20 protein-coding genes are annotated in these 20,889 nt (G+C 44.6%); 12 read left to right on the forward strand and 8 right to left on the reverse strand.

Translation table 11 applies throughout. The annotated features are described in order from the left end of the window. Nucleotides 1-459 precede the first annotated feature (459 nt). The 5 genes from sbcB (at nucleotide 460) to purT (ending at nucleotide 5,478) form a co-directional block, all read left to right on the forward strand. On the forward strand, nucleotides 460-1,884 hold the full coding sequence (gene sbcB, locus AB4484_RS08780; protein ID WP_048611480.1) for an exodeoxyribonuclease I: 1,425 nt from the start codon (nucleotides 460-462) through the stop codon (nucleotides 1,882-1,884). Nucleotides 1,885-1,909: 25 nt separating this feature from the next. Then, nucleotides 1,910-2,281 (forward strand): CidA/LrgA family protein, encoded by a 372-nt coding sequence (locus AB4484_RS08785; RefSeq protein ID WP_004734867.1) that lies wholly within the window; start codon nucleotides 1,910-1,912, stop codon nucleotides 2,279-2,281. A 2-nt stretch (nucleotides 2,282-2,283) separates the two neighbouring features. Continuing rightward, a complete protein-coding gene (locus AB4484_RS08790) occupies nucleotides 2,284-2,961 on the forward strand; it encodes an LrgB family protein (RefSeq protein ID WP_017090893.1) in 678 nt (225 codons plus the stop codon). Between the two features lie 286 nt (nucleotides 2,962-3,247). Beyond that, nucleotides 3,248-4,135: a cytidine deaminase gene (gene cdd, locus AB4484_RS08795; protein ID WP_048617318.1), complete on the forward strand. Its 888-nt coding sequence runs from the start codon at nucleotides 3,248-3,250 to the stop codon at nucleotides 4,133-4,135. Between the two features lie 167 nt (nucleotides 4,136-4,302). After that, nucleotides 4,303-5,478 carry a formate-dependent phosphoribosylglycinamide formyltransferase gene (gene purT / locus AB4484_RS08800; protein ID WP_372077579.1) on the forward strand — a complete coding sequence of 392 codons (1,176 nt, stop codon included), beginning with the start codon at nucleotides 4,303-4,305 and terminating at the stop codon, nucleotides 5,476-5,478. A gap of 114 nt (nucleotides 5,479-5,592) precedes the next feature. On the opposite strand, the gene AB4484_RS08805 is transcribed toward purT, so the two are convergent. After that, nucleotides 5,593-6,246: a thiopurine S-methyltransferase gene (locus AB4484_RS08805; protein WP_050621500.1), complete on the reverse strand. Its 654-nt coding sequence runs from the start codon at nucleotides 6,244-6,246 to the stop codon at nucleotides 5,593-5,595. Between the two features lie 324 nt (nucleotides 6,247-6,570). Here AB4484_RS08805 and AB4484_RS08810 point away from each other — a divergent pair, with 324 nt between their 5' ends. After that, the gene (locus tag AB4484_RS08810) at nucleotides 6,571-7,347 is read left to right on the forward strand and encodes a RelA/SpoT domain-containing protein (RefSeq protein ID WP_017059130.1); all 777 of its coding nucleotides are present in this window, start codon (nucleotides 6,571-6,573) and stop codon (nucleotides 7,345-7,347) included. A gap of 152 nt (nucleotides 7,348-7,499) precedes the next feature. On the opposite strand, the gene AB4484_RS08815 is transcribed toward AB4484_RS08810, so the two are convergent. From AB4484_RS08815 to AB4484_RS08830, 4 genes are read right to left on the reverse strand one after another with little or no spacing between them, the layout of a single operon-like run. Then, nucleotides 7,500-8,009, reverse strand: coding sequence for a cytochrome c (locus AB4484_RS08815; RefSeq protein ID WP_050650075.1), 510 nt, complete (start codon nucleotides 8,007-8,009; stop codon nucleotides 7,500-7,502). Further along, nucleotides 8,006-8,509, reverse strand: coding sequence for a hypothetical protein (locus AB4484_RS08820; protein ID WP_050650076.1), 504 nt, complete (start codon nucleotides 8,507-8,509; stop codon nucleotides 8,006-8,008). The genes AB4484_RS08815 and AB4484_RS08820 overlap by 4 nt, the downstream gene beginning before the upstream one ends. Continuing rightward, nucleotides 8,509-9,735: a molybdopterin-dependent oxidoreductase gene (locus tag AB4484_RS08825; protein ID WP_050650077.1), complete on the reverse strand. Its 1,227-nt coding sequence runs from the start codon at nucleotides 9,733-9,735 to the stop codon at nucleotides 8,509-8,511. Before AB4484_RS08825 ends, AB4484_RS08820 begins: the two co-directional genes overlap by 1 nt. Continuing rightward, a complete protein-coding gene (locus tag AB4484_RS08830; RefSeq protein ID WP_004734857.1) occupies nucleotides 9,732-10,037 on the reverse strand; it encodes a c-type cytochrome in 306 nt (101 codons plus the stop codon). Before AB4484_RS08830 ends, AB4484_RS08825 begins: the two co-directional genes overlap by 4 nt. 346 nt (nucleotides 10,038-10,383) lie before the next feature. Between AB4484_RS08830 and AB4484_RS08835 the strand changes: the two genes are divergently transcribed. Then, nucleotides 10,384-11,373, forward strand: coding sequence for an ABC transporter substrate-binding protein (locus tag AB4484_RS08835; protein ID WP_372077582.1), 990 nt, complete (start codon nucleotides 10,384-10,386; stop codon nucleotides 11,371-11,373). A gap of 207 nt (nucleotides 11,374-11,580) precedes the next feature. Here the strand turns inward: AB4484_RS08835 and ihfA are convergent, their stop codons facing one another. Further along, nucleotides 11,581-11,877, reverse strand: coding sequence for an integration host factor subunit alpha (gene ihfA, locus AB4484_RS08840; protein ID WP_004734853.1), 297 nt, complete (start codon nucleotides 11,875-11,877; stop codon nucleotides 11,581-11,583). A gap of 651 nt (nucleotides 11,878-12,528) precedes the next feature. Between ihfA and AB4484_RS08845 the strand changes: the two genes are divergently transcribed. The 3 genes from AB4484_RS08845 to AB4484_RS08855 are packed head-to-tail and all read left to right on the forward strand — an operon-like array spanning nucleotide 12,529 to nucleotide 14,594. After that, nucleotides 12,529-12,984, forward strand: a complete 456-nt coding sequence (locus AB4484_RS08845) for a Fur family transcriptional regulator (protein WP_048611807.1) — start codon at nucleotides 12,529-12,531, stop codon at nucleotides 12,982-12,984. Between the two features lie 58 nt (nucleotides 12,985-13,042). Continuing rightward, nucleotides 13,043-13,603, forward strand: coding sequence for a carbonate dehydratase (locus tag AB4484_RS08850; protein WP_048611500.1), 561 nt, complete (start codon nucleotides 13,043-13,045; stop codon nucleotides 13,601-13,603). Further along, nucleotides 13,593-14,594 (forward strand): GTP-binding protein, encoded by a 1,002-nt coding sequence (locus AB4484_RS08855; protein WP_372077585.1) that lies wholly within the window; start codon nucleotides 13,593-13,595, stop codon nucleotides 14,592-14,594. The genes AB4484_RS08850 and AB4484_RS08855 overlap by 11 nt, the downstream gene beginning before the upstream one ends. A 95-nt stretch (nucleotides 14,595-14,689) precedes the next feature. Here the strand turns inward: AB4484_RS08855 and AB4484_RS08860 are convergent, their stop codons facing one another. After that, complete coding sequence (locus AB4484_RS08860) at nucleotides 14,690-15,586, reverse strand: EamA family transporter (protein ID WP_372077587.1); 897 nt, start codon at nucleotides 15,584-15,586, stop codon at nucleotides 14,690-14,692. A 103-nt stretch (nucleotides 15,587-15,689) separates the two neighbouring features. Here AB4484_RS08860 and AB4484_RS08865 point away from each other — a divergent pair, with 103 nt between their 5' ends. Next, nucleotides 15,690-17,072 carry a PLP-dependent aminotransferase family protein gene (locus tag AB4484_RS08865; protein WP_372077589.1) on the forward strand — a complete coding sequence of 461 codons (1,383 nt, stop codon included), beginning with the start codon at nucleotides 15,690-15,692 and terminating at the stop codon, nucleotides 17,070-17,072. 268 nt (nucleotides 17,073-17,340) lie between these two features. Beyond that, nucleotides 17,341-18,522, forward strand: a complete 1,182-nt coding sequence (gene cqsA, locus AB4484_RS08870; protein ID WP_372077591.1) for an alpha-hydroxyketone-type quorum-sensing autoinducer synthase — start codon at nucleotides 17,341-17,343, stop codon at nucleotides 18,520-18,522. Between the two features lie 149 nt (nucleotides 18,523-18,671). Here the strand turns inward: cqsA and AB4484_RS08875 are convergent, their stop codons facing one another. Continuing rightward, nucleotides 18,672-20,720, reverse strand: a complete 2,049-nt coding sequence (locus AB4484_RS08875; RefSeq protein WP_372077592.1) for a response regulator — start codon at nucleotides 20,718-20,720, stop codon at nucleotides 18,672-18,674. Nucleotides 20,721-20,889: the final 169 nt, after the last annotated feature.

Raw genomic sequence — 20,889 nt, forward strand, 5'->3', positions numbered from 1 at the left:
TCAAGTTGATTCGGTATAGACAGGTAAATGAAGCGGTTTAAACATCTGTGCTACGGATTAGACATTTGCGCTGCGGTTTAGACACAAGCACAGCGGATTAGCTACAGGTACAGTAGATTAGCCATCAGTGAAAAAACAACGAGCGTGTTTCTAATCACACAGGTTTACAGTAAAAGACAAACAAACTCATTCGCGGTCAACCTTAAAACCCGACTCATCGCCATACAACGGCTAAGGTGAAAAGATAGGTAAAAAGAGGTAACTAGGCAGAATTACGACTATAGAAAAGCCACAATTGGTTTCAAAACCTTCCCTACTGACTCGATTGAATAGTAAAGCACCGTTTTCCGGCAATTTATTTGTGATCTGGGTTGCACGCGTACCGCATACTATCAGATACTGAACAAAACTAACCTTCAGCCACAGTAAACGTTCCGCGCTTGCTGTTCAGGAAATTCAATGAGTTCAGATAATCAGCCGACCTACTTCTTTTTCGATTACGAAACTTGGGGCGTTAGCCCAGCAAAAGACCGTCCGAGTCAGTTTGCGGGTGTTCGTACCGACCAAGATTTCAATGTTATTGGAGAGCCTCTGGTTATCTATTGCCAACCTCCTGCTGATTACCTCCCTGCACCTGAAGCTGCGTTGATCACCCGCATCACACCACAAAAAGCGGCTTCACAAGGTCTCCCTGAACCGGAGTTTATCGCTAAGATCCATGCTGAGTTAGCGAAACCAAACACCACAAGCCTTGGCTACAACAGTATTCGATTCGATGATGAAGTAACGCGTTACACCTGTTACCGAAACTTCATCGACCCATATGCGTGGAGCTGGCAGAACGGCAACTCTCGTTGGGATCTATTAGATGTAATGCGCGCTGTTCACGCACTGCGTCCTGAAGGCATTGTTTGGCCAGAGAACGAAGAAGGTTACCCAAGCTTCAAACTGGAACACCTATCTGTGGCAAACGGCATTGAACATGAGAACGCGCACGATGCGATGGCAGATGTTATTGCGACCATCGAGTTAGCGAAGAAGCTGAAAGCTGCACAACCTAAGATGTTCGATTACCTTTACAACATGCGTCATAAGCGTAAGCTGAATGACCTGGTTGATATTGTAAACATGACACCATTGATGCACGTTTCAGGCATGTTTGGCCGTGACTGCAACTACACCAGCTGGATTGTGCCTATGGCTTGGCACCCAACCAATCAAAATGCCGTTATCGTGGTTGATTTAGCCAAAGATCCAAGCCCACTGTTAGAACTGGATGCTGATGAACTCAGAGAAAGGCTCTATACCAAACGCAGTGAACTGAGTGAAGACGAACTACCCGTACCCATCAAATTGGTTCAACTGAACAAGTGCCCTATTCTTGCTCCAGCCAAAACGCTGACGGCTGAAAATGCCGAAACCATCGGTATCGATCGCCAACAATGCTTGAAGAACTTGGCACTGCTGCGCGAACATCCAGAGATCCGCGAAAAACTGATCGGCCTGTACTCACAAGAGCGCGAGTACGAAAAGAGTGATGATGTTGATACACACCTTTACGACGGTTTCTTTTCACCTGCTGATAAAACAGCGATGAACATCATTCGTGAAACTGACCCGAACAACTTGGCAGCTTTGGATATCACCTTCAGTGACGAACGTATTAAACCGTTACTGTTCCGTTACCGTGCGCGTAACTTCCCATGGACGCTCGACGAAGCTGAGCAATTGAAATGGGCGAACCATTGTCGTGAGTTTTATGAGTGCCGTTTAGAAGAGTACATGCTCAACCTTGAAAACCTCGCGCACGAACATGAAAGCGACGAGAAGAAAATGGCTATCTTGAAGGCGGTTTATCAATACGTAGAAAAGTTAGCTAGCTAATTCCATTATCAAGAGACGTAACACTTTGAAAGAAAGATTGATCCAACTGGTTTACTGCCTAATCTCCTTCACCTTAATCATAGGTGCACTTACAGCAGGTAACGCGTTACAGCACTTTTTGGATACCTCAATCCCAGGCAGTATTTTTGGCATGTTGATTCTGTTTGCCGCCATGGTGATTGGTATTGTTCCTTCGCACTGGGTACAACCCGGTGCAAGCTTGATTATCCGCCTAATGATCTTACTGTTTGTTCCAATCAGTGTTGGGTTGATGGATCACTTCGACATGCTAATCGCGAACGCATTGCCAATTATGGCGAGCGCCGTTGGTGGCACGTTGTTGGTGTTAGTGTCCTTGTCATGGTTCTTAGACCGCTTGCTTTCGAGAGGTAACTGATCATGTGGATTCTACTCACCATCGTGGTATTCCTATTTGCTCGCTGGGTAAGTCAAAAAGTAAACTCGCCGCTGTGTAACCCCCTGCTTATCAGCATTGGTATCATCATTCCGATTCTCACGTTCTTTAGAGTACCGTTTGAGACTTACTATGCTGACAACACTTGGATTACCTACATGCTGCAGCCTGCGGTTGTTGCACTTGCTTACCCACTTTATGAACAACTACCTCAAATCAGAGCCAACTGGCGCATCATTACCTTTGCTTGCACGCTAGGCAGTGTGATGTCGATGACAACAACGGCATTAATCGCAGTGGCTTTTAAAGCGGACTTAACTTTGATTGCGAGTTTATTAGGTAAATCAGTCACCACGCCAATTGCGATGGAAGTATCGAGCCATTTGGGTGGTGAAGCAGCGATTGCGGCAATACTGGTATTGATTGTTGGTCTGTTTGGGGCAATTTTTGCTTATCCAATCTACAATCTCATTGGTATTAAGAGCCCGATCGCCCGTGGTTTAACCATGGGTACCGTGTCTCACGCTTTAGGCACCGCGACTTGTGCGGAAAAGAATCAGGAAGATGCAGCATTCAGTTCTTTGGCTCTTGTGCTTTGTGGCGTCATTACCTCGATCATCGCACCGAGTATATTTTCGCTCGTGGTTTGGTTCTATTCTTAACCTAAACGATCACTACGCGATCCAGCCCAACCAGAATGCTGTTTATTACAGTGTCTGTTTGGGCTTTTTATTCGCATTTATTTAGCAATAGCAGTCAAGTCACGGTCTTTTACGAGCACTAAGTGCGATATCAGCTGTATAAATGGCTCTTGTAATCGATTTCAAGTGTGACCTCACTCTAATTATGCAAACCAATGTAACAACAACAATCCAATAGCGATCTTTATCACAGAAAATTCCTGAACAATGCATAAACTTAAAGCCTAAGGTCAATTAAGGATTCAACATGAACAGTCGTATTACCCTGGCGCTGGAAAGTGCTCCATCATCAATGAAAGCGCTTTTGAGTGACATCGTATTAGCAGACAACTTTGACGCGACATTGTCTCCAGAACAATTTGCTAGCCTACTGCAAGCAAGTGGTCTAGCGGATGACGAACTACGTATTGCGCTACTTCCTTTTGCCGCAGCGTATTCTTACGCTCCGTTATCTGACTTTTATGTTGGTGCAATCGTGCGTGGTTTGTCTGGTACTCTGTATTTTGGTGCAAACCTTGAAATCGCTGGTGCTCAACTTGGTCAAACCGTTCACGCTGAGCAATCTGCAATCAGCCACGCTTGGATGAAAGGCGAGCAAGGTATCTCAGATATCACCATCAACTTCAGCCCTTGTGGTCACTGTCGTCAATTCATGAACGAACTGACAACAGCAAAAGAACTTAAAGTTCAGCTGCCACAACGTGATGAAATGTCTCTGCAAGAGTACCTACCAGACTCGTTCGGCCCTGCTGATTTAGGTGTGACAACTGGCCTAATGACAAAGCTTGATCATAAGTACACGACCGAAGAAACAACGCCTATTGTTGTAGAAGCGCTAGCAGCACTAAACCGCAGCCATGCTCCTTACACCAAAAACCTAAGTGGTGTTTCACTACAACTGACATCGGGTGAGATTTTCACGGGTGCTTACGCAGAAAATGCAGCGTTCAACCCGAGCCTACCACCTCTGCAAGTCGCGTTAATTCAACTTAAACTGGCTGGCTTCGATTTCGAACAAATTGAAAGTGCTGCTTTGGTTGAAATCGCAGAAGGTAGCATCAGTCACCTAGCGGATACGCAATCTACATTAGAAGCGATTAATCCCGACATTCCAGTGACTTACTTAGCAATCTAAACACACCTTATTAACAAAAATTTAAATAAGCAGCCCTATTTAACAGGGCTGCTTTTTTTATGCCTGTAATTAACGCAACAACTTGCGCAAACGTTTGCTTTTGTCATTGAAATAAGTATGATCACCCCGTTTTCAATCAATCGTTCAAAAGATCGGAAGGAATTTCTATGTTTGGTACTGCTACTCGTGAAAATGCTACTCGTGTACTTCTATTAGGTTCAGGTGAACTCGGCAAAGAAGTTGCTATCGAGTGCCAACGTTTAGGTTTGGAAGTTATTGCTTGTGACCGTTATGCAGACGCACCAGCGATGCAAGTTGCGCATCGTAGCCATGTATTAGACATGTTAGACGGCGATGCACTTCAAGCGATCATTGAACTAGAAAAGCCAGATTATGTGGTTCCTGAAATTGAAGCTATTGCCACCAGCAAGTTGGTAGAGCTAGAAGCGCAAGGCTTAAATGTCGTTCCAACTGCGAATGCGACCAAGCTAACGATGAACCGCGAAGGTATCCGTCGTCTAGCGGCAGAAGAGTTGAAACTGAGCACTTCTCCTTACCGCTTTGCAGACACCTTTGAAGATTTCTCAACCGCTGTTGAATTCGTGGGCATGCCTTGCGTTGTTAAGCCAGTAATGAGCTCTTCAGGTAAAGGTCAAAGCGTTATCAAAACAGAAGAAGACATTCAGAAGTCTTGGGACTACGCACAAGAAGGCGGTCGTACTGGTGCGGGTCGTGTGATCGTTGAAGGCTTCATCGACTTTGATTACGAGATCACGCTTCTAACCGTTCGCGCAGTCGACGGTGTTCACTTCTGTGCACCTATCGGTCACCGCCAAGAAGACGGTGATTACCGTGAATCATGGCAGCCACAAGTGATGTCAGACAACGCACTTAAAGCCGCGCAATACACGGCTGAACAAGTGGTTAACGCACTAGGTGGTCACGGCATCTTTGGTGTCGAGCTGTTTGTTAAAGGCGATCACGTTATCTTCAATGAAGTATCCCCTCGCCCACACGATACTGGCTTAGTGACATTGATGTCTCAAGACTCATCTGAATTCGCACTGCACGTACGTGCCTTTACTGGTATGCCGATCAAATCCATCACGCAATACGGCCCTTGTGCATCAGCGGTTATCCTTGGCCAAGGCACTTCAAACAACATTCGTTTTGAAGGTCTTACAGAGGCGCTAGACGCACCACAAACACAAGTTCGCCTGTTTGGTAAGCCTGATATCGATGGCCGCCGTCGTCTAGGTGTGGCGCTTACTCGTCGTAACAGCACTGAGACAGCGATTGAAGATGCCATTGAGAGCGCGTCAAAAGTAAAAGTGATTTACTAACCTGCTATTCAATTCTGAACAATCACGAGTTCAAATCTGAACAATAAAAAAGACGGGCTATCGAGCCCGTCTTTTTGTTGGTGTTATCTGTTCGCTTAACTAAGCAGACTGAACTTAAGCGTCTGACTCAATCAAATACACTTCTTCACAGAAGCGAGACAAGCCTTTCTTCGCAATCTTCGGATGTTCATCGTCCGCTATATCTTGGTTCAACAATGTGATTTTGTATCCTGAGAACAACTGATCGATCTCTAGTTTAGGCACGCTAAACGGAGGCCCTGCCATCTCGCTTTGGTCGTAATCTAGAGTCACCAGAAGGATCTTACCGCCCGGTTTCAACAGTTGTTTCAAACGCTCTACATACTGCACTCGCATCTCTTCAGGCAATGCGACTAAAGACGCGCGATCATAAATGGTGTCGACAGGCTGGATTGGCGCTGAGAAGTAATCGCCTGTGTAGATGTTCAGTTCATCGAATTGGTAGAGCTCGTGCTGACCGCTAATTTGAGTCACAGTCGGGGTGTAAAGGTGCTCTGCAAAAAATGCGCGAACCGCAATCTGACTTAACTCGACACCTTGAACATCTTCATGCTTTGAAGCTAGCCAAATCAGATCTTCACTTTTGCCACAAAGTGGAACAAACACACTCTTCTCGTAGCTAGGCTCAGTCTTTTCCCAAAATTTAATCAGAAGTGGGTTTACATCTTCGAGGTGGAAACCAATTTGGTTGGCTGCCCATTTATTGTGCCAAAATTCAGGATTATTCATCTTTCGTTCATGTTAAACAGTCATAATGCAAGGGTACAGTATAGAGAGGTAAGAGCAACCTTAGCTTGGTTTAAAGTACCAAATTGCTTTCGATAAAATCAGAAACTGGCTTAGTTCAAAGTTCTGATAATTGCGGAACTAACGCTTGGATTATTTGTCTATATCTTCACATTTTAAAGCAATATTAAACGTTAGAGTTGGTTTCTGTCTTAGCTAGCCCCATTTAATATGTAGTGAGTTTAGTTAAGCTGTTTTTACTCTTGTGCGTTACTGGTTACCCCTTTTGACTACCCGTTTTTTGTAACCTTGTATTTTGGAGTTTGAATGAGTGTATTTCTCCGTACGACGGCCCTAATGCTTCTAGTATTGAGCCGAGCGCCTGCATTCGCAGCAGCACCTGTTTCAACAAGTTCAACTGATCAAACGCGCACTCCTGCGCAAAACCAAGTATCTTCAAACGTATTCCGCCATAGTTTGAGCGGCCTTTACGGCATCAAAGCCTTCGACTCACGCCCGACTCAGCCTTACACCGACTTCGATATTCTGTACAGCAAAGCGCATCAAGGCCAAGCTGAACTAGAAACTATCTGTAAAAGTACTGCCCTACTCACCAATTCTGAAGCACTATTTGCTGGCGTTAAATCTCAAGCTCGTGCAGAAGAAAAAATCGCCCTTGAGCTTGATGGTGATGTGACAAAAATTACCGACTTAGCCCGTGCAACTATCATCGCGAACGATGTCGAGAGCTTGGTTGAAGTTTACGAAGCGTTAAGCCGTGAAGCAGACGTTGTTAAGCTGAAAAACAAGTTTAAATCACCAGCTGACTCTGGCTACCGTGACCTTAACTTGTTGGTTCGTTTACCTAAAACCAACATCATTGCAGAGGTTCAACTCCACTTAAAAGCGATTGCTGATGTGAAAAGTGGCCCTGAGCACGAGCTGTACGAAATTATCCAAGGTATTGAGCGTCACGCAATTGCAGAACATCGCCCAATCAACGATATCGAAGCGGCACAAATTAATAGCCTAAGACGCCAATCTTTAGAGCTTTATCAACAAGCATGGCAACCATACATCACAACGCACATTAAAGCGGCTTAATCACTGACTAAGCAATTATCATAAACAAGAACGACAAAGGGCTGCATAATCGCAGCCCTTTCTTTTATCCATCGTTTTACTTATCGTTATCTACTGTTTTGCCCACCGAACCTCGTAGAGACCAACTTAGCCAGTACCCAGAGAAAGCGCACCTACTGGTGATAATACTCTTTAGTGCGATTGTATAAGTCCAATGGCTTCAACGTACCATAGAATGCGGCTACGTCTTGTAGGTCTTCATCTGAAAGGTGTTTGACCACCGACTGCATGTACAGATCTTGGCGCTCATCACTTTTAAAATCACGCAGCTGTTTAAGAATGTACCCAGCTTTCTGACCTTTGATATTCGGATAAGATTGTACGAAGGGAATAATTTTGTCGCCATGACACTGGCTACATAGATTTTGAACCAACTTCTCACCTGATACTAAGCTAGGTATGTAATCTTTGGTGATTACCTTGCTATCGACAAGCGTTTCAACCTCAGTTTTAGCTTCCGCTTCAAGCTTCGGCGCTGGTTCCGACTCTATTCCTAATGATTCGACTCGCGAGGCAACTTTATCTTCAGTGCTCGGCTGTTCATCAGTACACGCCGACAGCGACAAAACTATTGCTGCCACGGCTATCGCAATAGCTCCATTCACAAGAGAGGTTCTGATCATTGGCTATCTCCCGGCATAGGTGGCATCAAAGCGCTATCAATAGGCTTACGACGATACTTGTTCATATCGATGCCTTTGTCTTGATAATAGGTACTGAGGTAATCCAATACCGGGTCCCAAGTATCAGACAGATCCCACAGCCCTTGAGTGTCGACCATCCACTGAATGGTTTCACGCCATTGCTCTCTGTTGCCGCTATTCTGAGCGACGATTAAGCTGGTATGGCAGGCGTTACATTGCCCTTTCACGGTCTCCCAACCGGGTGCCATGATCAGACCCGACGCTTTATCTACGCCGTAGTACTCTTTTGGGTTCTCTGGAATGTCTTCAGCATTAACGAGCATCGACGTTAATAAGCTACACACCAATGCCGCTCTCATTATGCCTTTACGGTAACTGCGTTTGCTGGCAGGAGTTGAGTCTGCATGAAATGACTGGCCATCAACCAAATTGGTAAGCTTAGAACTGCCATCAATAGGCTTATTGGAAATAGACAGCATTACGACACTCTTACTGCGATACGGTGGCAACCATTAAACAGATAACCTTTAGGATTCCATTGCGGTTGCACGACTGGCTGGCTATCGCCTTCGCTATCGGTCGCCTTCGCCCAGATCTCATAATAGCCTGTCATTGGAAGGTCTAGATCGGCTTCCCATTGTTGCCACGCGCCCTTGTTTACCGGCTTATTCAGCTTTGCATCATGCCAAGTGGTGCCGTAGTCGTAACTCACTTGCAGCTTCTCAACAGTTCTTAACCCAGCCCAAGCATGACCACTGACTTTAACCTTCTTACCGAGGGCAAACTCTGTACCACTTTTTGGAAAAGTAATCAGCGACTTCACAATCATCTCTTCAATGATTCGGAAATCTTTGTTATCCACTTTCTCACCCGGAGCGATTGGGTTCTTAGGCACTTGATAAGCAGGAGCCGCCATCTTGTGCCCATCATGAATCTTGTTTCGAATACTGATGCCTGTTGTGCATTTCTGAGAAACAGAAGCCGGTCGACCGCCAAATACCGTTCGTAGCGGATAACCATGGAGATATGGGATCGGCTCGCCATTCATTTCCCATGCAATCAAGGCGTTATCGTTCATCGCCGCTGCAATAGGAACGCCACGTGAAATTGCCTCACCTTTACCACTCAAGTGCTTATCAAAGCCATGGTTACCGACGTAAACCGCATCATCTTTAATGCCACAGTCTTTAAGCACATCACTCAACAACACACCTGTCCACTGTGAACAATAGACACCAGCATTGTTCCATTGATTGCCTTTAGTGCTCGGATAAAAATTGTTACGGCTGTTACCGCCACACTCCAATACTAGGCTTTGCGTGTGATGTTTAAACTTAGATTTGAGCTCAGCTATCGTGTAGGTTTTACTCTGTTTTACCGATTCACCTTTCACTTCAAAGGTCCAAGTATCTGGGTCCATCTCCGTAAAATCTGGCATCAAACCATTCCAACGAACAAAGGGAACATCTGCAGGAGTCACAGCAGGCGCAAGCATACTTTCTGGCGGATACGCATTTAAAGGGTTGGTATTTAAAACGGTGTAGTAATCCGGTAGATCTTCTGCTTTTGCCCACGTTAATGCATTGATGTCCAGTGCTGCTAAGCCTTCAGGGCGATTCGCGGCAAATACCCACGACACCGGCAATGCAGATACTGCGGTTGCTGAAAGCGCGGCTTTAAGGAACTGTCTTCTATCTAAACTCATTGTGGTGACCCTGTGTTGTTCAGTTGGTAAAAGTAATTAGCTAACTTCTTGATGTCTTCTTCTGACAATAGTTGCGCGACTTTGGACATCGTTTTGTCCTCACGCTTACCACTTTTAAAGTCAGTCAGTTGCTCAGTAAGGTAGACTTGGTTTTGCCACTTAAGGTTGGGGATAGAGGGAAACGAGGTATCGTTGTTACTGCCATGACAAGCAATGCACATATTGGCGAGTTGCTGGTACTCAGCTGCCGAAGCGACAGTCGATAAAAAGAGTAACATCAAAGCTAAAGCGGACTTACGCAAAGCTTCTCCTTAGATTTAGATCAACAAAATAGATTAACTGGCTGTTTATTAAGCACATTACAGCAAATCACTCGGCCGATTTAAATTCAATTAGATTTAACCTCTGTTCAATTTCACTGAACAGATTTAAAAAACCAATAAGATACACTTAATTCATACTCTCTAGCTGTCCATTTTAAATGTATGGTTTATCTTTTATTCCAACTCCTCTCATCTAACTTAGAAACAGACCGATCGTAGTCAGTTCAAATAAGTCACAAATATCTGGGTGATTGCTCTTTATCCCTTTAAGTATTTTTGCTTAGATACAATTTCAACTATCTGACAATTAAAGGGATTTCGTCATATGAAAATCAAAACATCTGCGATTTTCGTGCTCTCCGCTCTAGCGCTACCTTCTAATGCCAATGAATGTGGTGAGTTCACGATAGCCGATATGAACTGGAACTCGGCAAGCCTAATAGCACACGTAGACCAATTTATTCTTAATGAAGGTTATGGCTGCGACGCACAACTTATCCCCGGAGATAGCGTTCCAACGGGTACCTCTATGATCGAAAAAGGTCAGCCAGATGTCGCACCCGAACTTTGGACAAACGGAATCAAAGAAGCACTCGACAAAGGCGTAGCGGATAAACGGTTACGTTATGCAGGTAAGTCGCTGGTTAATGGGGGTGAAGAAGGATTTTGGGTCCCGAACTACCTTGTTGAACAGTATCCGGAGCTCACGACTATCGAAGGTGTGATTAAAAACGCAAAGCTGTTTGAACACCCAGAAGATGATGAGAAATTCGCGTTTTACAGCTGTCCAGCGGGTTGGACTTGTCAGATTACCTCCGGTCACCTGTTCGATGCGCTTAAGTTAGAAGATCACAATTTTGAAATGGTTGATCCCGGCTCAGGCGCCGCTTTGGCAGGTACGATAGCGAAAGCTTACGAACGCAAAAAAGCATGGTTTGGATATTACTGGTCGCCTACGCCTGTGCTAGGTAAGTATGAGATGGTTAAAGTTGATTTTGGTAGCGGTATCGACGTCGAGGAATTTCGAAACTGCACGACTCAACCTGACTGTGAATCACCTAAAGTAACCATGTTCCCACCAGCGCCGGTTCACACGGTAACAACGGAGAGCTTCGCAACTAGCCAGCCTCTTGCCTACGAATACTTCCAGAAACGTGGTTTCACCAATCAAAAAATGAGCCAGATGTTAGCTTGGATGGAAGAAAATCAAGCGGATGCAGAAGAAGCTATGTACTACTTCTTAGAAAGCTCTCCAGAAGTTTGGAAGCCTTGGGTGTCTGAAGAGATCGCAAGTAAGGTTCAACAAGCCCTTTAGAGCGAAGATTCAAAGGCAGAAGCCTAGTCTCTGTTTTAGCATCTAAAGTAAGTTCGTTACGGGGAACAGAAAGAAGATGGAGTTTGAGAGTTTGAGAGTTTGAGAGTTTGAGAGTTTGAGAAAGATTACTCGAAGTTAGAGAAATGCGTTTCGCTTAAACTCTATGCAGATACAAAAAGACCACGCTAGGCGTGGTCTATTGCTTGGCTACTTCTCGATTTTAATATTTTCAACTCGGGCCTTTAGTTTTTGTCCCGGTCTGAAAGTAACAACACGTCGAGCAGAAATTGGAATGTCTTCACCAGTTTTCGGGTTACGACCAGGTCGCTCGTTTTTCTCGCGAAGATCAAAATTACCAAAACCAGACAGTTTTACCTGTTCGCCATTTTCGAGTGCTTTACGAACTTCTTCGAAAAACACCTCAACCGTTTCCTTGGCATCCCGCTTGCTGTATCCGAGTGTCTCAAACAGGTTCTCAGCCAAATCGGCCTTCGTGAGTGCCATAAAACTTTCCTCAAAGCTATGTTAAACATTGCTACTATCGTGAGTAGCGCCAAAGCATTTACCCTATTCAATCAATGAGATAAGGTCATTTACAAGGAAAGTGTATGCCAAGCTTCTGATTTTCGCCAACTTTTTTATCTTAACTATTTAATTATTCTTTCAAATCAGAAAGATAACTCGCTTCAAAATTCACATATATAGCTAAAAACCATCTACTCAACAGCCACCAAATGGAGTTATATTCTATATAAATAACACTTGGTAGAATTTAAAACTTTAGCGATCTAAATAATAATTTTTGAGACTTTTCTCCGATACCCAATAAAATCAGCCACTTGATTTGATATGGGACTCAACAGAGGTTACTAATTAAGCGTTATTAAATATGAGATTTGTATCATTTCAGAATTTAATTCGAATTCACTTATAACAACCCATGCTCTTTTGGGGTTTTAATCAGTAATCCAATCATTATAGGAAAGCTTCTTTGGCACAACATGCAAATGATGGGCAATAAACGGCTATTGTTCATCTACAAAGTAAGCCTCAAAAGAGAGAGCCCTCCTAGAGGTTCTTTAAGTGAAAGTTCGTTCCCTGTAATTAATTGTTATGTTATAACATATCCATACTGTTACTAATTTTGTGGATTGAATGAGAGACATCGAAGCGATCATCGAGCACGTAAAACAAGGCTGTAAAACGAACGGAAAACAGTTTACCGCTAAAAGACTGTTGATACTGCGTGCACTGGTTCATGCCGACAAAGCGCTGTCTGCGTATGAAATCGTTGAATATTGTAAGGAACACTTTGATCAACACGTTCAAGCGATGTCGGTTTATCGAGTGTTGGAGTTCCTTGAAGAGCAGCACTTAGCGCACAAACTGCAAGTCTCTAATAAGTACATACTTTGCGACCATATCCTTTGCGATCATGAGCACGGCATCCCGCAGTTTTTGATTTGCTCTAAGTGCGACAAAATCAGCGAGCAAACCATCGCCCCTTCCATCATTCGCGATCTTCAATCTCACGCAAAGCAAGAAGGCTTTACTGTAACAAGCCCCCAGTTAGAGATTAGCTGCGTATGTGATGAATGCGTCGATACATAAATATTTCGCTCCATCAATGGTGGTAGGCCCTGCGGACTAAAAAAATAAAGAGCTCAATATGTTAAGAAGAAACCCTAGCGGCCATATGCCGAACGTATCGGAAACCGCCTTCATTGACCCGACCGCTATCATCTGCGGGAAAGTCATCATTGAAGATAACGTGTTTATCGGCCCTTACGCCGTCATTCGTGCCGACGAGGTTAACGAACAAGGTGACATGGAAGCAATCGTGATTAAGCGCGATACCAATATTCAAGATGGTGTCGTCATACACTCAAAAGCAGGAGCAGCAGTTACCATAGGAGAACGCTCTTCTATCGCTCACCGCTCTATCATTCATGGGCCTTGTGAAGTTTGTGACGATGTCTTTATTGGCTTCAACTCGGTGGTATTCAATGCTGTGATTGGCAAAGGTTGCGTAATTCGACACAACTGTGTGGTAGATGGCCTCGATTTACCGGAAAACTTCCATGTTCCACCAATGACCAATATAGGCTCTGGGTTTGACTTAAATAGCATCTCCAAAGTACCGCCTGAATACTCTGCATTTTCAGAGTCTGTGGTATCAGCCAACCACACCCTAGTTCAAGGCTACAGGAGAATTGCTAATGAGCTCTGATAAGTCACCTATGTTAGGCATTCCAACTAACATTATTACTGGGTTCCTTGGGGTGGGAAAAACCTCTGCGATTCTCAACCTGATGAAGAACAAACCAGAAAATGAACGCTGGGCTGTGTTAGTGAATGAGTTTGGAGAAATCGGCGTTGATGGTAGCTTGATTCAAGGCAACCAGACCACACAACAAGTGTTCATTCGTGAAGTACCCGGTGGTTGCATGTGTTGTGCAGCAGGTTTACCGATGCAAATCGCGCTCAATCAACTGCTTACCGAAGCCAAACCAGATCGTTTGTTAATCGAACCAACAGGGCTTGGTCACCCTAAAGAAGTGCTGCAAGTTTTGTCCTCTGAACATTACCGTAAAGTACTATCACTGCAGAAAAACGTTACCTTAGTCGATGCACGGAAGCTCTCTGATTCTCGCTATGCAGATCACGATACCTTCAATCAGCAAATCACCATTGCCGATACCGTAGTTGGTAACAAAGTCGACCTATACCAAGATGGCGACGCAGAGAGGCTGGCCGAATACGTTACTGAAATTTGCGACCCGAATACCAAGCTAGTCTTCGCTTACCATGGAAAAATCCCTTTTGAAGAGTTCGAAGGAGATACAAACTTCTTTGGCCAACAAGCGCACCACCATCATCATCACCAGCAAAAAAAGCCGCTCGCTTCAGAAATACCGATGCCAGAAAGCGGCATGATCAAAGCGACTAACCAAGGTGAAGGTTTTGAAAGCGTTGGTTGGCGATTCTCTGCAGAGAAACTGTTTGACCACCAGCGTTTGAGACACTTTTTAGTTGGATTGAAAGCTGAGCGGATAAAAGCGGTATTCATTACTCAAAGTGGTATTTTTTGGTACAACTTAACAGAGGATGGCTTGACGGAATCAGAACTCGATGAGTGTATCGAAACCAGAATAGAAGTGATCGGTCTAGAAATAGACGGCGATCTTGAGAGCCAGTTACTTGAGTGCATGGTCGCTTAAGTCATAGAAAGAAATAAGCCCACTAACCTTGTATACCAAAGCTAGTGGGCTTATTTGTCATTCAAAGCTGCTCATGCAATATCAGTTTTCTTCAATCACTTTTGCTTGGCAAGTGTTTGTGTCGCTTTGGTATTCGTTGTATTCGCAGGTTTAACAATCAAACCAATCCCGATAAGAAACAGTATTGATGCAACAACCTGAGCGACCGACAGCACCTCGTCATACATAAAGTAACCACTGATCAATGCGAAGATAGGCACTAACAAGGTTAACGGCGCGGTCGTGCTTAACGGGTATTGGATTAGCAGCTTATTCCATACCCAATAACCAAATAGTGTGGTTGGGTAAGCTTGAAACAGCACTGCAATCGTCGTGTTCCAATCCCATTGTTCGATGCCCTGCCAGATTATTTGCTCACCGTGTAGCATCACGGCAAATAACACTAGTGGCACCGGAGCAAACAACATCCCCCAGACATTAAACGCAAAGGCTTGAGTGGTTTTCGATGCCTTAACGATCACGCCCATCAAGGTCCAACTGCACGCCGCAATCATAATAAAGATCACGCCATTAACGGTGACATTACCCGTAGCTGCAGATACCAATACCGCCAACGCACACATGGCTAGCATCGCACCCAATAACTTACGAACGGAAGCACTTTCCTTGAATACCCACACGCCAACCGCCATGCCGATTAATACGTTGGTTGAAAGCAAGACCGATGAAAGCCCAGACGACAAACCAGCGGTGATCGACCATGAAGCCATACCCCAGATACCCACACCGAACACAAAGCCATAACTGACTAAGTAGCGCCAAGCGACACTAGGTCTCGCTACAAAAAATATCACCGGAATCACCGCTAGCGAGAAACGCGCGGCGGTTGCTAACAACGGATGAACATTAGTCACACCCATTTTGATCATCGAGAAGTTGAATCCCCAAATCGCCATGACGAATACCGCTAACAACAAATCATTTCTTTTCATACTGACCCCTCCTTTGTTTCGAATTAGTATCCCTTGAACAATAAAACCAGTACAGATACAATTTTTATAATAAAAACAAGTACAGTTAATAACGGTCGTGACAATGAGTATCTACAGAAAGCTAGCCAATCAGTTTATCGATGAGATAGAAACAGGCAAAAGACCGGAAGGCGGACGCATGCCTTCGCTGCGTCAATTGGCCAAGCAACAAGCCATCAGCATGTCGACCGTGGTGAGCTGTTACCAAGAACTGGAATCACAAGGCTGGATACATTCTCGACCGCAAGCGGGGTATTTTGTCTCGCCTCACAAGCCGTCTCACTCAACGCCTGAGTGGGCACAGTTTGAGAGTAAGATATCGAGTGTTAAGCAAACCTCTTCTACCCACAACTCAATCAACGGACCTTTAGGGGTTTCGAGCACCACCAATGATGATCAGTCGATCGTTGAATTGGAACGAAGTTTTCGTCGCGCTATTAAACGGATGGGAAGTAGGCTCAACCATTACCCAGATACACAAGGTGAGCCGATGTTGCGACAGGCATTATCCACTCACTTTGCCAAGCTCGATGTGCACTTTTCACCTGAAGAGATGGTGATCACCGCTGGCTGTATGTCGGCGATTAAAGCTGCACTTGAATCGTGTACCAAAGAAGGCGACACCATTGCGATTAGCTCTCCTTGTTTCAATGGAATTCTAGAGTTGCTCGGAAAGATGTCACGCCAGATCATAGAAATCCCATCGCTCGATGATGGCGTCGACTTGCAACAACTGGAAGCGCATTTGAAGAACAAGCGAGTCGATGCCGCGATCTTTTGTACTTCTCATATGAACCCTCAGGGAATCAATATGTCGGCAAGTCAAAAACAGAAGCTTGCCGAATTGGCGAATCAATATCGAGTCCCGATCATTGAAGATGATGTGTATCTTGAACTGTCCTACTCCTCACACACACCACTTCCCGCGAAATACTATGACAAAGGCGGTTATGTCTTATGGTGTGGATCAGTATCGAAAAGCTTGTCACCGAGTTACCGTTTGGGATGGTGTTTGCCGGGGAGGTTTATCAACGAGTACAAGGCTCAGTTCTCAGTTGCGAGCTACGGCGTTGCCCTGCCTACTCAACTTGCCGTTGCTGACTTTATTGAATCTGGTCAATACGCTAAGCACGTCAGGAGAAGATGCTCTCAGATCTTGTCTTTGCGCCAGAAATACCTAAGTTATTTGTCTCAGCACCTTCCTCAAGATGTGAAGATAAGTAACCCACAAGGTGGCATGGTGCTTTGGCTGCAAATCCCAAGCTTGAACCAGTCAGCCTTTGCTCAGGGCATTACCGAGAAGAACATTGATATTAGGCTTGGACACCTGTTCAGCACTCTCGACCTTTACAGTAATTGCTTACGCATCAATATTGGGTATTCGTTAGAGGGTGAAGCCAAGCAGCAATTGGATGCCTTAATTGAGCTTATCCGCATTCACAGTTAACACCCCCTAACCTTTCAAATCAGCTTTTTTAAAAGCCTTTCGATCGTCGAATTTTAATAGCCTTTTGTCATAAAAAAGAAGGCTATTATTCCTATCTTGATTCGGTTAAAGCCCCGAACCGTAAGGAAACCCACTCGCCTCAAAACCCTTAAATGCTGAGTTTGCAAGCACCCACAAATTTATGCAACTTGGCTAATGACACATCACTTTTTATCGTCAATATACAGCCGTCAGCGCTGGCGTTTTCCTGTATTTGAAGAGAACTATTATGAGTGATAAAACAAAAAACAAACCACTACCTTCCTTTATCGAAGAGCGCTTGAACTTCTATATTCAAGACCTGATTACCCAGAACCAAAGCCAGAAGCATTTGGTATTGGGTAAACGCCCCCAGCGCAATTCCGTTGTGATGCAGAGCAATGATTACCTAGCGCTGTCACACAACAAACAGATTCAACAAGCCCATCAAGCGGCGATCTGTGAGAACGATGACAACGTGGTGATGTCTGCCATTTTCTTACAAGATGATCAGTCTAAACCTGCGTTCGAAACTGAGCTTGCGAACTATGTTGGAATGGAGAGCTGTTTGCTTTCTCAATCGGGCTGGGCGGCCAATATTGGGCTATTGCAAACCATCTGCCCACCGGGCACACCTGTTTATATTGATTTCCTTGCACACATGTCGCTATGGGAAGGGATTCGGGCCGCCGGCGCAGTTGCCCACCCGTTTATGCATAACAATATGAATCACCTACGCAAACAGGTAGAGCGTCACGGCTCAGGCATCATTGTTGTTGACTCTGTTTACAGCACAATCGGAACCATTGCCCCACTACGCGACATCTACGAAATGGCGCAAGAGTTTGATTGTGCGGTCGTCGTTGATGAATCCCATTCACTGGGTACACATGGAGAAAATGGTGCAGGCTTAGTGCAAGCGTTAGGACTCACCAACCAAGTCGACTTCATCACCGTTAGCTTGGCAAAAACCTTTGCTTACCGCGCTGGGGCAATCCTTGGTCCTAAACAACTGTCTAGAACCTTGCCGTTTGTGGCGTACCCTGCGATTTTTAGCTCGACAGTGTTACCACAAGAAGTGGTTCGTTTAGAGAAAACGTTGGAGGTGATCAAAGGTGCGGAAGACAAACGAGAAGCCTTATTCAATCGGGCAAAATCGCTGACTACGGGGCTAAAGCGAATTGGCTTTAATATCCGCAGTGAGTCTCAAATTGTAGCGCTAGAGTGCGGCAATGAAAGAAACACGGAGCGTGTACGTGACTTCCTAGAACAGCGTGATGTGTTCGGTGCGGTTTTCTGCCGCCCTGCGACTGGCAAGAACAAAAACATCATCCGTTTTTCAGTGAATGCCGACATGACGCCAAGAGACATTGACCATGTGCTCACGGTTTGTCACGAAGCGTACCATCACCCCGAGTTAGAGTTCGTGTAACCTTTTCGAACCATATTTATAACCAACACCAACGGCAGGACTGAATGGACGCTATCATGTCGCGATACAAAAAGAGCCCAGCAATTCGCTGAGCTCTTTCTTGTATTTATGTCTACCCAATTCCCGTGAACTTCAGACGATTACACCCGCTAAATCCAGTGAGCAATTTTATCGAACAGTCGGTTTTTATCGGCAGGTTTAACAATAAAGTCCGACATGCCTGACGATTCCATCTTTTCCAAGGTAACGGGAGAACTGTCACCCGTGTGAGCAATAATCGGCACCGAAGAGTATTCTTTGTCGGCACTTCGAATACGGCGAGAAGCTTCAACACCGTCCATAATTGGCATTTCAATATCCATTAAGATCAAGTCGATGTCGTCGGTATCAAGCGCATCTAAGGCTTGTTGGCCGTCTTCTTTCTGCACAACATCAAAGCCCTGTTTTTCCAATAACATTGCAGTAAATCGGCGTAGAGATTCATTGTCATCGACCACCATAATGGTACGTTTAGTGGTGGCCTCTAGCGGTTTTACAGCAACCGATGGCATCACATAGTTGGAGTCAAACAGTAAACGATCAATGGTCGCTTTGGTATTCAGTAGCCAAACTTGCGTTTCCACCCAAATAGGCTCGAAAGAGATGTTACGCACACGCTTGATAGGATGACGTTCATACAAGTAAATGATTCGCGCCTCAGTGAACGAAAGTAACGATTCAATCTTATCGAGGCAATTGGCTCTTAAATCCAAGCTCTCCATATCAACGAAAATCAAGTCGAACTCAAACTGATATTCCTTATTCTGAAGCGCTGACGCCACATCCAAAATCTCGAGGGCAAAACCCATAAAGCGAGATATTTCAGTCATTTTACTGGAAAGCACCGTCTGATCACTGATCATCAGCACCGTCTTGAGTTTAGTCAGTTCGCTCTTGATTTCCTCTACCGAATTGGAAGTCAAAGATGGGAAAATCATCGTGAACTGTGTCCATTGATCCACTTCAGATTGGCATTTAATCTCACCACCAAACGAGCGCATCACCTTCTGACAAAATGGTAAACCTAAACCGTAATTACCCGACTGGCCTGTGGTGTAAAAGTCTTGGAAAATAGAACGAATGATATCGCTCGAAATACCAGAGCCGTTGTCCGTCACCATAATTTGGTTCGTCACTTCATCACTGAACATGGTGACATGAATATGAAAATCTTCAGGGCTACGATGATGGAACGCATTCTTGAACAGGTTATACATGACGTATTTCAGCAAGGTGTCGCTGCCCAAGAACTCAAAGTTACTCTGCACATCCAAGGAGATTGCTGACTTATCAGCAGTGCGCTTGTAATTGAAGCTGTCTATCGCATCCTCAACCACGGCTTGCGCTGAATGCTTCTTAAACGTAGAGCGAGAGACTCGGTTTTCATCAATTGAAGTCAGTAACAGATCAATCGTTTCGTTACCGGAATGAATGATCTCCATCGCTTCATCGCCCACTTCACGCAACTGAATCACTTCTTCATTGCTTAACGCATATTGCCCTTTTTGATCACCACTTTTAGGGTTCGGCAATATAGACTGCATAACATCAATAGAGGTAAGTAATCCGCTTAGAGGGTTTCGCATCTCATGGGCAATACCCGCACCAAAAGACTTCGCCAATGACACCTTGTTTTCATGTTCCACCTGATTGCGGAAGTAGAACAAGTTGCCGAATAAGTAGATAAACAAAAAGATTGGCACATGCGTCCAATCCATTGTGAGTTCGAGGTAGAAGCCTTGTGCAATCCAAGCACACAAGGTAGCAATCCCAATACCGGCAAAGGTTTGTGCAAACATCACTCTCGTCACGTGCACCAATAAAATATGGAGGAAAATAGCCGACATGAATGACATAACCCAAACGTTGGACCAATTATTCATTAGCAGCATGTAGAAGAAGAAACCTGGCAAACAGATAGTTACGGCAACTTGATAATAAGCCGGAAGGTATTTTCGCCATTCAAATGGGACACGATTACGAAATATAATGCCAAAGAACAATACCGAGCAAAACAATCGAAGCGCTAAGTTTTCGTAGGGCTGCGGAAACAAAAACTCCCACACAATGTAGTAAATTGGAAAGCCGACAAAGCCCATCCAACCTACGAGAGTAAGGTTTGGTTCTGCGTACTGGTAAACTTTACGAATCGCGTTCATACGAAATACTTTGTTCTCTAAGCCCTGACGTTTATTAATTCTATGATTTGGTTTTTATACTTATATTTTTGCGCCGATTATATTACACATCACCTCCGAGCAGTGAGGTTTCAATCAAATAACCAACGGATTCATTTTTATTATTGAGCTTAGATGAATAAAGTCTCAG

Origin of the sequence: Vibrio sp. 10N.261.46.A3, assembly GCF_041472995.1 — a bacterium.
GTDB classification, from domain to species: Bacteria; Pseudomonadota; Gammaproteobacteria; order Enterobacterales; family Vibrionaceae; genus Vibrio; species Vibrio coralliirubri.

Bases quoted from the DNA above. Each gene is read 5' to 3' on its own strand.
- AB4484_RS08825 (WP_050650077.1), bottom strand. From the start codon at position 9,735: ATGAGTTTAGATAGAAGACAGTTCCTTAAAGCCGCGCTTTCAGCAACC.
- AB4484_RS08790 (WP_017090893.1), top strand. From the start codon at position 2,284: ATGTGGATTCTACTCACCATCGTGGTATTCCTATTTGCTCGCTGGGTA.
- purT (WP_372077579.1), top strand. From the start codon at position 4,303: ATGTTTGGTACTGCTACTCGTGAAAATGCTACTCGTGTACTTCTATTA.
- AB4484_RS08850 (WP_048611500.1), top strand. From the start codon at position 13,043: ATGTTAAGAAGAAACCCTAGCGGCCATATGCCGAACGTATCGGAAACC.
- ihfA (WP_004734853.1), bottom strand. From the start codon at position 11,877: ATGGCACTCACGAAGGCCGATTTGGCTGAGAACCTGTTTGAGACACTC.
- AB4484_RS08845 (WP_048611807.1), top strand. From the start codon at position 12,529: ATGAGAGACATCGAAGCGATCATCGAGCACGTAAAACAAGGCTGTAAA.
- AB4484_RS08805 (WP_050621500.1), bottom strand. From the start codon at position 6,246: ATGAATAATCCTGAATTTTGGCACAATAAATGGGCAGCCAACCAAATT.
- AB4484_RS08835 (WP_372077582.1), top strand. From the start codon at position 10,384: ATGAAAATCAAAACATCTGCGATTTTCGTGCTCTCCGCTCTAGCGCTA.
- cqsA (WP_372077591.1), top strand. From the start codon at position 17,341: ATGAGTGATAAAACAAAAAACAAACCACTACCTTCCTTTATCGAAGAG.
- AB4484_RS08815 (WP_050650075.1), bottom strand. From the start codon at position 8,009: ATGATCAGAACCTCTCTTGTGAATGGAGCTATTGCGATAGCCGTGGCA.
- AB4484_RS08875 (WP_372077592.1), bottom strand. From the start codon at position 20,720: ATGAACGCGATTCGTAAAGTTTACCAGTACGCAGAACCAAACCTTACT.
- cdd (WP_048617318.1), top strand. From the start codon at position 3,248: ATGAACAGTCGTATTACCCTGGCGCTGGAAAGTGCTCCATCATCAATG.
- AB4484_RS08820 (WP_050650076.1), bottom strand. From the start codon at position 8,509: ATGCTGTCTATTTCCAATAAGCCTATTGATGGCAGTTCTAAGCTTACC.
- AB4484_RS08855 (WP_372077585.1), top strand. From the start codon at position 13,593: ATGAGCTCTGATAAGTCACCTATGTTAGGCATTCCAACTAACATTATT.
- AB4484_RS08860 (WP_372077587.1), bottom strand. From the start codon at position 15,586: ATGAAAAGAAATGATTTGTTGTTAGCGGTATTCGTCATGGCGATTTGG.
- AB4484_RS08865 (WP_372077589.1), top strand. From the start codon at position 15,690: ATGAGTATCTACAGAAAGCTAGCCAATCAGTTTATCGATGAGATAGAA.
- sbcB (WP_048611480.1), top strand. From the start codon at position 460: ATGAGTTCAGATAATCAGCCGACCTACTTCTTTTTCGATTACGAAACT.
- AB4484_RS08810 (WP_017059130.1), top strand. From the start codon at position 6,571: ATGAGTGTATTTCTCCGTACGACGGCCCTAATGCTTCTAGTATTGAGC.